Source organism: Candidatus Rokuibacteriota bacterium (genome assembly GCA_030647435.1).
Classification (GTDB): Bacteria; Methylomirabilota; Methylomirabilia; order Rokubacteriales; family CSP1-6; genus AR37.
The window spans coordinates 1-7,013 of the sequence record JAUSJX010000018.1 but is presented as its reverse complement, the minus strand read 5'-3'; the positions used below and the strand labels follow the sequence as shown (position 1 = coordinate 7,013).

At 68.1% G+C, this 7,013-nt stretch carries 8 protein-coding genes; all 8 read left to right on the top strand.

Going from position 1 to position 7,013, the window contains the following annotated elements:
* A partial coding sequence (locus tag Q7W02_03685; protein MDO8475291.1) for a branched-chain amino acid ABC transporter permease occupies window positions 1–584 on the top strand: 584 nt, incomplete at its 5' end.
* 25 nt (window positions 585–609) lie between these two features.
* Window positions 610–1,860, top strand: coding sequence for an ABC transporter substrate-binding protein (locus tag Q7W02_03680; GenBank protein ID MDO8475290.1), 1,251 nt, complete (start codon window positions 610–612; stop codon window positions 1,858–1,860).
* Between the two features lie 60 nt (window positions 1,861–1,920).
* On the top strand, window positions 1,921–2,715 hold the full coding sequence (locus tag Q7W02_03675) for an ABC transporter ATP-binding protein (protein ID MDO8475289.1): 795 nt from the start codon (window positions 1,921–1,923) through the stop codon (window positions 2,713–2,715).
* 28 nt (window positions 2,716–2,743) lie between these two features.
* On the top strand, window positions 2,744–3,184 hold the full coding sequence (locus Q7W02_03670; protein MDO8475288.1) for a group 1 truncated hemoglobin: 441 nt from the start codon (window positions 2,744–2,746) through the stop codon (window positions 3,182–3,184).
* Window positions 3,185–3,204: 20 nt separating this feature from the next.
* Window positions 3,205–4,740 (top strand): AMP-binding protein, encoded by a 1,536-nt coding sequence (locus Q7W02_03665; GenBank protein MDO8475287.1) that lies wholly within the window; start codon window positions 3,205–3,207, stop codon window positions 4,738–4,740.
* The gene (locus Q7W02_03660; protein ID MDO8475286.1) at window positions 4,737–5,903 is read left to right on the top strand and encodes an acyl-CoA dehydrogenase family protein; all 1,167 of its coding nucleotides are present in this window, start codon (window positions 4,737–4,739) and stop codon (window positions 5,901–5,903) included. Before Q7W02_03665 ends, Q7W02_03660 begins: the two co-directional genes overlap by 4 nt.
* Before the next feature lie 34 nt (window positions 5,904–5,937).
* Window positions 5,938–6,780, top strand: coding sequence for a PfkB family carbohydrate kinase (locus Q7W02_03655; protein MDO8475285.1), 843 nt, complete (start codon window positions 5,938–5,940; stop codon window positions 6,778–6,780).
* Window positions 6,781–6,845: 65 nt separating this feature from the next.
* Window positions 6,846–7,013 (top strand): transaldolase family protein (locus Q7W02_03650; protein MDO8475284.1); only part of this gene is annotated, 168 nt, incomplete at its 3' end.

The window sequence follows — 7,013 nt, the reverse complement described above, 5'->3', positions numbered from 1 at the left end:
TGGACCCGCCAAAGCTGGGACCGGTGGTATTCTCCACCGACCGGAGCTTCTTCTATATAGTAGTGCCGGCGGCAGTGCTGTTCACCTTCCTGGCCAAGAACATCGTGCGCACCCGGGTGGGCCGGGCTTTCATCGCCATCCGCGACAACGATATCTCGGCCGAGGCCATGGGCATCAACATCTTCCGCTACAAGCTGCTGGCCTTCGCGATTTCCTCCTTTTACGCGGGCGTGACCGGCGTGCTCTACACGTATTACCTCGGCATCGCCAACTACGAGCAGTTCCAGATCACGGTGTCCATCGACTACCTCGCGATGATCATCATCGGCGGGCTCGGGTCGGTGCTGGGGTCGATCTTCGGCGCCATCTTCGTGACGCTGCTGCCCATCGTGATCCGCCTGAGTATGGAGGCCTTCGGCGGCCTCTTCTTTTCTCCGGCTGCTGTGCTCAACATCATCCCCAACCTGCGGCTGATCCTGTTTGGGGCGCTTATCGTCTTTTTTCTCGTCGTCGAGCCCGAGGGGCTCAACCGGCTGTGGCGCAATGTCCGCAGCTACTTTCGTTTCTGGCCCTTCGCGTACTGACCGTACGCGGGAGAGGAGCACAACCATGAGGAAGTCTGTCGCTGTCATGATCGGGTTGCTCGTCCTGGCGGTCGCGACACTGGCGGGTCCCGGCCCCGCGGCCGCGCAGAAGGAGGTCGTGATCGGCCTTCAGTGCGACCGCACCGGCGCCACGCAGACCGTCGGTGTCAAGCTCTGCCCGGGCTACCACGACTACGTCAGGCTCGTGAACAGCAAGGGCGGGATCGAGGGCTACAAGATCAAGGCGATCGAGATCGACCACGAGTACAAGGTGCCGCAGGGCATGGAGGCGTACGAGCGCCACAAGAAGGAGGGCGCGGTGCTGATCAGCATCTACGGCACGCCGCATACCCAGGCGCTGACGCAGAAGCTGACGGAAGACCGCATCCCCGGGACGTCGCCCGGCTTCGGCACATCCGCGGCCGCCGACGGGACGAAGTACCCGTACATCTTCCCCATCGCGGCGACGTACTGGTCGCAGGGCGCCGTCGGGGTTAAGTTCGCAAAGGCGCAGCTGGGCGGCAGCCTCAAGGGCAAGAAGATCGCCTACCTCTTCTACGACAACCCGGCCGGCCGCGAGCCGCTGCCGATTCTCGAGGACCTGGCGGCCCAGGAAGGCTTCCAGCTCAAGGTCTTCGCGGTGCCGCCGCCGGGCATCGAGATGGGCGCCCAGGCGCTCGACATCGCCCAGCGCTACCGGGCCGACTTCGTCATCGCCCACCTCTTCGGCCGGTCGCCGTCGGTCTCGATCAAGGAGCTCAAGCGCGTGGGCTTCCCGCTGCGCAAGGTGGTCTCCATGGTCTGGGGCGCCTCGGAGGCCGACGTCGAGGCGGCCGGCGGGGGCGCGGTGGCGGAGGGGTACTACGGCATGCAGTTCGCGGGTGTCGGGTCCGACTATCCCGTGCTGAACGAGATCCGCGCGATGTACAAGAAGGAAGGCAAGGAGCCGCCCGCGGAGATGGCCTCGACGGTCTTCTACAACCGCGGCGTCCTGATCGCGGCAGTTCACATCGAGGCCATCCGGAACGCGTTGAAGGCCAAGCCCGGCGGCACCATCACCGGGGCGGACGTGAAGGCGGGCTTCGAGAAGATCAAGGGCTTCACGCTGGGCGGCTTGGTGCCTCCGCTCGAGATCACGGCGCTGGACCACGAGGGCGGAGGGTGGGTGCAGATCTTCCAGATCAGAGGGGGGAAGTGGATGAAGGCGACCGAGTGGGACAAGGCCTATCCGGAAGTGCTGGCCAAGCACATCAAGGAGGCGGGCGCGAAGAAGTGAGCGCCGGCGCTGCGGCCGGGGCCCAGGACACCCGGCCCCCGCCGCAGTGTTGACATCGCCATGATCACGCTCAACAACGTCGAGGTCATCTACGACAGCGTCATCCTCGTCCTCAAGGGGGTGTCGCTGACCGTGAAGGAAGCCAGCGTCACGACGCTGCTCGGCGCCAACGGCGCGGGCAAGACGACCACGTTGAAGGCCGTCTCGGGTCTGCTGCGGGCCGAGCGCGGAGAGGTGACGAAGGGATCGGTCGAGTTCGACGGCGAGCGCCTCGACCGCCTGGCGCCTCACGAGGTCGTGAAGCGCGGCGTCGTCCAGGTCTTCGAGGGGCGCCGCGTCTTCGAGCACCTGACCACCGAGGAAAACCTGGTCGCGGGCGGGCACATCCAGCGCGACGGCGCGCGCGTCAAAGAGGGCATCGAGCGCGTCTACCAGTACTTTCCGAAGCTCAAGGAGCGGCGGGCGGTGCAGTCCGGCTACCTCTCGGGCGGGGAGCAGCAGATGCTCGTCATTGGGCGGGCCCTCATGTCCAACCCGAAGGTCATCCTGCTCGACGAGCCCTCGCTGGGGCTGGCGCCGCTGCTGGTCGAGGAGATCTTCGGCATCGTCCGGCGCCTGAGCCACGAGCAGAAGCTGACCGTGCTCCTGGTGGAGCAGAACGCCAACCTGGCGCTCGAGGTCGCCGAGCACGGCTACGTCATGGAGAACGGGCGCATCGTGCTCGACGGTCCCGCGGCCGCGCTCCGCGACAACGCCGACATCAAGGAGTTCTACCTGGGGCTCACCGAGGTGGGCGCCCGGAAGTCGTACCGGGACGTGAAGCACTACAAGCGCCGCAAACGCTGGCTGAGCTAGCCCAATCCCTCACCGAGGAGGCATGCCGATGCGACTGATGAGCCGAGCCGTCCTGATGGCCGTGGTTGCCGTGACCTTCGCAGCCTGCGCCTCGGCGCCGCCCGGGCCGACGCTGTACCAGCGGCTGGGCGGGCGCGAGGCGATCAAGGGAGTCGTGGACGATTTCGTCGCCAACGTCGTGGCCGACCCGCGCGTGAACAGCCGCTTCAAAGGGCTGCAGCCCGCGGCGGTCGCGAAGCTCCAGACCAACCTCGCCGACCAGATCTGCGACGCGACCGGCGGGCCCTGCGCCTATCTCGGGCGCGACATGAAGGCGACCCACGCCGGTATGCGCATCACCGATGCCGAGTGGAGCGCGACCGTGGAGGACCTGGTCAAGTCGCTCAACAAGTTCAAGGTCGGCGCCAAGGAGCAGCAGGAGCTCCTGGCGATCCTCGGGCCCATGAAGAAGGACATCGTCGGGCAGTGACGGGAGGCTCCACGCGCGGCATGAGTGTGCACGCATTCACCGTCTACGACATGATCGCGCGCGGCGCGTCGGTGCACGGCGACGCGCCCGCCGTCATCCACGGCGACCGTCCCCTGTCGTTTAGAGAGTTCAAGGGACGTGTGGACGACCTGGCGGCAGGCCTGGCGGCCCTGGGCATCGGCAAGGGCGAGCGCATATGCGTGCTGGCGCAGAACGATGCCGCGTACCTCGAGCTGTACGGCGCCTGCGCGCGCCAGGGCATCATCGCCTATCCCATCAACTGGCGCTTGACCGAGCAGGAAGTGGAGCGCGTGATGGAGCGCGCGGCGCCGCAGATGATGGTGGCCGATGCCTCCACGCTCAGCGTCGTGGCGGCGTGGCCGCAGCGCTTCAAGACCGTGCCGCACTGGTATCAGTTCGGTGAATCCGCGGGGCCCGGTTTCACGCCTTTTGACTCACTGTATGGCGACTCGCTGTACGGGTTCTCAGGTGGAGCCGAAGCGGCCGAGGTGTCGCCCGCCGACCCGTTTGCCGTCATCTCCACCGCGGCGGTCGACATGATCCCGCGCGGCGCCGTGCTGACCCACGCCAATGTCGTCGCCGCCAACCTGACCGCCATGGCCTGCCTCGGCTTGACCCCGGCGGATCACTACCTCTTAGCACTCCCCCTGTTCCACATCACCGCTCTCGGCATGGCCATGGCCCACATGCACGCCGGCGCCGCCAGCGTGCTGGTGCCGCGCTTCGACGCGGAGGAAGCGGTGCGGCTCATCGACCGCCACCGCGTCACCCACGTCTCGGATTATCCTCCCGTGCTGCAGAGCCTGCTGGACGCCGCCGGGAAGCTGGGAAGCCGGCTGCCGAGCTTGAAGCACGTCTCCGGCTTGGACTCACCCCAGACCATCCAGCGCCTGCACGAGGGCACCGGGGCGCAGTTCTGGACGGGCTTCGGCCAATCGGAGACGAGCGGTTTCGTCAGCCTCCAGCGCGTGTCGGAGCAGCCCGGCGCCGCCGGCAAGCCGGCGCCCCTGTGCCGGATCAAGCTGGTGGACGACGACGACCGCGAGGTGCCGGTGGGCACGCCGGGCGAGATTACCGTCCGCGGCCCGCTCGTGTTCCAGGGCTACTTCGCCCAGCCCGACGTGACGGCGTACACCTTCCGCAACGGCTGGCACCACACCGGCGACGTGGGGCGCTTCGATACCGACGGCTACCTCCACTACGTCAGGCGCAAGCCCGAGAAGGAGCTGATCAAGCCCGGCGGGGAGAACGTGTACCCCGCGGAGGTCGAGACGGTCATTATGGAAATGGACGGAGTGAGCGGTGTGTGCGTGTACGGCATCCCCGACGCCAAATGGGGTGAAGCGATCAAGGCCGTCGTCGAGGTGAAGAGCGCGGGCCGCTACACCGCCCAGCAGGTCAGCGACTTCGTGGCGTCGAAGATCGCCCGCTTCAAGCGTCCCCACGTGGTGGTGTTCGCCGATGCCCTCGCGCGGTCGGCCGAAGGCGGCGTGGACCGGGAAGCCGTCAAGGCGAAGTGGGGCAGCGGCGCATGAAGATCTTCAACGAGCAGCACGAAATGTTCCGCCAGGCGGTGCGCTCCTTCGTCGAGAAGGAGGTCGAGCCGTATGTCAACGAGTGGGAGGAGGCCGGACAGATCCCCAAGTCGATCTGGCCGCGCATGGGCGCCTTGGGCTTCCTCGGCGTCGAGTACGACGAGAAGTACGGCGGCGGCGGCGCCGACTTCCTCACCACGGCCGTGCTCTGCGAGGAAGCGGCGCGCTCCCGCTGCGCCGCCTTTGCCATGGCGCTCGGCGTACACACCGACATGGCCTCGCCCCACCTGTACTGGACGGGCAGCGAAGCGCTCAAGGAGAGACACCTGCCGGGCATTTGCCGGGGCGACAAGCTCACCGCCATCGCGGTGACCGAGCCCGGCGGTGGCTCCGACGTGGCCGCCATCCGGACGCGCGCCGTCAGGGACGGCGGCCACTACGTGCTGAACGGCTCCAAGATGTTCATCACCAACGGCGTGATGGCCGACATCTTCTTCGTCGCGGCGCGTATCGAGAGCGGAGACCGCGAGAAGCGCGACTCCCAAGGGAAGAGGCATCGGGGCATTTCCATGTTCCTGGTCGAGCGGAGCACGCCGGGATTCACCGTGAGCCGCAAGCTCGACAAGATGGGCAACCGCGCCTCGGACACCGCCGAGCTTGCCTTCCAGGACATGCGCGTGCCGGCCGAGAACCTGCTGGGGCGGGAGGGTGTGGGCTTCTACGAGGTCATGCGGGTTTTCCAGCGGGAGCGGCTGGTGGCCGGGCTCCACGCCGTGGCCGGCTGCGCGCGCGCGCTCGAGGACACCATCGCATACGTGAAGCAGCGCCACGCCTTCGACGGCCCGCTGTCGGGCAAGCAGGTCGTGCGCCACAAGCTGGCCGACCTGGCGACCCTCATCGAGGCGGCCCGCTGGCTGACCTACGCCGCCTGCCTCAAGTTCCAGGGCGGTGAGGAGGCGGTCAAGGAGATCTCCATGGTGAAGCTCTTCGCCGGGGAGATGGCCCAGAAGGTCGCGTACGACTGCGTCCAGCTCCACGGCGGCTACGGCTACATGCGCGAGTACCCGATCGAGCGCTTCTTCCGCGACATCCGCCTTTTGACCATCGGCGGCGGCACCTCCGAGATCATGAAGGAGATCATCGCCAAGCAGATGGAGCTGTGAGGGCGGCCCTCTCCCGGGCGGGGAGGGGGGATCCATGATCGACCTGGTCGCCATCGGGCACGTGACCTTCGACGAGACGCCGTCGGGCGTCAGGCCCGGCGGCTCGGCCTACTACGCGGCGCTGACTGCCCGGCGGCTCGGCCTCAGCGTCGGCCTCCTGACCTCCATCTCTCCCGACTACCCGCTCGACGTCTTTCCCGAGGGGATCCACGTCACGACGGTGGCGTCACCTCAGACGACGCGCTACCGGCTCGGCCAATCCAGGGGCGCGCGCACCCTCACCCTCCTCTCCCGCGCGGCCGATCTCGAGATGGAGCACCTCCCCGCGGCGTGGCGGGGAGCGCCGCTGGCCGTGCTGTGCCCCGTGGCGGGCGAGGTGGACCCGGCGCTGGCCGGCGCTTTCGAGGACGCGGCCGTCGCCGTGCTGCCGCAGGGCTGGTTGCGCAAGCGCGGCCGCGGCGGCCGGATGGGCCCGCAGCCGTGGGAGGACGCCGACGACGTGCTGCCGCGCACCCAGCTCCTGGTCCTCAGCGAAGAGGATCTGCCCGGAGGCGACGCGGGCGCCGTCGCGTGGCTCCAGCAGGTGCCGCTGGGCGCCATCACGCGCGGGAAGCGCGGGGCGACGCTCTACGTCAACGGCGATTCCTACCACGTCGAGGCCGACGCCGCGAAGGAGATCGACCCGACGGGCGCGGGCGACGTCTTCGCGAGCACGCTCCTGATCGAGTACCAGCGCCTCGGAGATGCGTGGGAGGCGGCGACCGCAGCGGCGTGCGCGGGAGCGGCCTCGGTCGAAGCCGAGGGACCCGCGGCCATCCTCGACCGGCCCGGCCTCGACGCGCGGCTCGCGGCCTACCGGCGCCACCGCGGCGCTTGAGGCTTGCCCGCTTCGCGCGGCGCGACTACACTGGGCCCCGAGGTCCCCAAACCAGGAGGCACGACATGAAGATCTTTCTCGACAGCGCGAACGTCGCCGAGCTCAAGGAAGGCGTGGCGATGGGGCTCGTGGACGGCTGCACGACGAACCCGTCGCTCATCGCCAAGGAGAAGCGCCCCTTCCGCCCGCTGGTCGAGGAGATCTGCTCCGTCGTTCCCGGCGACGTCAGCCTG